Source organism: Flavobacterium psychrophilum DSM 3660 = ATCC 49418 (assembly GCF_002217405.1).
GTDB classification, from domain to species: Bacteria; Bacteroidota; Bacteroidia; order Flavobacteriales; family Flavobacteriaceae; genus Flavobacterium; species Flavobacterium psychrophilum.
In genome coordinates, this window is record NZ_MUHE01000045.1 from 1 (window position 1) to 2751 (window position 2751).

Here is a 2751-nt window from a genome sequence, read left to right on the forward strand (position 1 = left end):
TTTGGTGGAGTTGTGCAACAGGCACACACGCTACAAGCAATTTGGGTATTAGGCTTAATTTGAAATTGGTTTTGTATTTGGAAGATTTGGCAAATCCGAAAATAGGGCTTAATTTAGTCCCAAACTGCTTTTAGCAACGAAACGTTGTCTTTCAGTGCCGAATCGACTCTGGTTACTACAATCGTGAATATTTATCTTCTCACTTTTGAGATTTTTACACTTGAAAATAGCTTCCGAACTAAACGCAAAAAAGTGTGGAGAAAAAACTGCTGAAATTTATCTGAAACTGCTGAACTTCCGAAAATGGAAACTTCAGAATTTTACGGAACTGAACTCAAAAAAGTGTAGAGAAAAAACTGCTGAAATTAAATCACTTTCTGTAGAACCGAACGCAAAAAACAGCTCTAAAAAACAAAAATTCAGTGCCGATTCGTAGCACCGCACGACAACAGCTGCTACAAGCAATTTGGGTTTTAGTCTTGAATTTAAAATTCGTTTTGTGTCAGGAAAATTTGGTCAAACCGAAAGTTTTGGCTAATTTAGTCCCAAACTGCTTTTAGCAACGAAACGTTAGCAAACAGCTTGAAAAATCGCAGGTGTAACATTAAATCATTTAATTTTTGTAACTTGCGTACATATATTTAATGACAAAAATGAGTGATATAAAAAAAGAGTTTTTAGAAAAACTTACGGAATTTTCAAAAGAATTAACTAACTATGTTTCTGACAAAGTTGGAGATTGGAAAGTTAAAGGATTTATAGATATTGAAAAAAGTGTTTACACAATTTCTTCAGATACAAAAATAATATCTAAAATACTTGAGATACAGCTTTTTCCAAAATTTCTAGAATTTGCTGATAAAAATGGATACGAAATTCAGCTTGCTGAAATGCAAAATTGGTATCCAGATTTGTCGTTTGTAAATAAAGTAGACCCAAAAATAAAATTTGCAGTCGATATAAAAACTACATATCGTTTAGATGACTATACTGGTTTTTGTAATGGTTTCACTCTTGGCTCTCACGGTGAATATTTCAGAAAAAGAACGAGTACGAAAAATATTCAATTCCCATATGCTGAATATACTTCTCACATTTGTTTAGGTATTTTATACACCAGAGCGTTATCAACTGATATTGATGAAACAAAAATTCTTAAATTAGATGAGTTAGACAAAATCACTTCAGTTATAAAAGATTTAGTTTTCTTTGCTGAAGAAAAATGGAAAATATCTAGTGACAAAGGAGGAAGTGGAAATACAGCAAACATAGGCAGTATTCAATATATAGATGATATTATAAAAGGAAATGGGGTATTTAAAAATCTCGGAGAAAAAATATTTGATGAATATTGGATAAATCAAGGTGTTTTAAAAGTACCAGACACAAGTAAAGTTGGGAATTATAAAAAACTGACAAAGCTTACAGAATTTCTTGAATTCAAAGGAATGAACTCTGATAAAATAAATCCAGTTAAACCAAAAAGAAAAAACAAGAAATGAAAATATTTGTTCCACCAATAAAATCTCAAGGTATTAAAACCAAACTAGTTGAATGGATTTCTTTAAACGTAAAAGAAATTGAATTTGAACGTTGGGTAGAACCTTTTATGGGAACAGGTGTTGTTGTATTTAATGTGCGACCAAAGAAAGCATTACTTTGTGATAGTAATCCTCATCTAATAAACTTTTACAAGGCATTACAAAATAAAGAAATAACTAGTGGAATTGTTAAAAATTTTCTAATAGAAGAAGGTTCAAAGCTATTAGAAACTGATGGTAAACACTATTACGCAGTAAGGGAAAGATTTAATGAATTTGGAAACCCTTTAGATTTTTTATTTTTAAGTCGTTCGTGCTTTAATGGAATGATGAGATTTAATAAAAAAGGAGGTTTTAATGTTCCTTTTTGCAAGAAACCAAATCGCTTTGCACAAGCATTAGTTACAAAAATAACTAACCAAGTAGAAAATATTTCTCAAATCATAGAACAAGGCGATTATGAATTTAGACATCAAGATTTCAATCAAACTTTATTAGAGTTAAAGAGTTCAGACTTTGTTTATTCTGATCCACCGTATATTGGTCGTCACGTAGATTATTTTGATAGCTGGTCAGAGGAAGATGAAATCTTATTGAACAATGGTTTAAAAAACTCAAACTGTAAATTTATTTTATCTACTTGGTTAAGTAATAAATATCGAACAAACGATTATGTCTTTTCAATTTGGAGAGATTGTTTTGTAGCAACTAAAGAACATTTTTACCACGTTGGCGGGAAAGAATCGAACAGAAACGCAGTTTATGAAGCAATTTTGTCAAATGTTAAATTAAAAGACAGCATAACTAATTCTGAAATGAAATCACGAATTAAAAATGAAAAATCTCAACTTACTTCTAAACCTAAAGTTTATAATTTACCCGAACAATTGACATTGATACTTGAAGAAAAACAGATGTCAGCAATGTATATTAAATAGTAAAAAAAAGAAAGCCGATTTGCTAACAGGCGTAGCTGTTGCACAACCCTAAATTTTTGAAAAACATTTACAAAAACCATAAAAAGCTGTACCGAATTATGAAAGAGGAAGGTTTATTGAAACTAGAAAACCGAATAAACAGGAGTGGTTCTGGTCGTAAATTTGTAAAATATAGAAAAGTAAACACCACTAAACCTTTTGAATGTTTAGAAATGGATATTAAGATGGTTTGGATTCCAAACGTAGGTAAAAATGACACTATCCCGCAAAGT

The 2751-nt window shown here is 30.6% G+C and carries 2 protein-coding genes; both read left to right on the forward strand.

The annotated features are described in order from the left end of the window. The first annotated feature begins 653 nt into the window (after positions 1–653). Positions 654–1502 carry an EcoRV family type II restriction endonuclease gene (locus B0A57_RS10500; protein WP_038467170.1) on the forward strand — a complete coding sequence of 283 codons (849 nt, stop codon included), beginning with the start codon at positions 654–656 and terminating at the stop codon, positions 1500–1502. Beyond that, positions 1499–2479 carry a Dam family site-specific DNA-(adenine-N6)-methyltransferase gene (locus B0A57_RS10505; RefSeq protein WP_038466443.1) on the forward strand — a complete coding sequence of 327 codons (981 nt, stop codon included), beginning with the start codon at positions 1499–1501 and terminating at the stop codon, positions 2477–2479. Before B0A57_RS10500 ends, B0A57_RS10505 begins: the two co-directional genes overlap by 4 nt. Positions 2480–2751 lie beyond the last annotated feature (272 nt).

Excerpts from the sequence above, each read along its gene's own strand:
- B0A57_RS10500 (WP_038467170.1), top strand. The coding sequence starts at position 654 with ATGAGTGATATAAAAAAAGAGTTTTTAGAAAAACTTACGGAATTTTCA.
- B0A57_RS10505 (WP_038466443.1), top strand. The coding sequence starts at position 1,499 with ATGAAAATATTTGTTCCACCAATAAAATCTCAAGGTATTAAAACCAAA.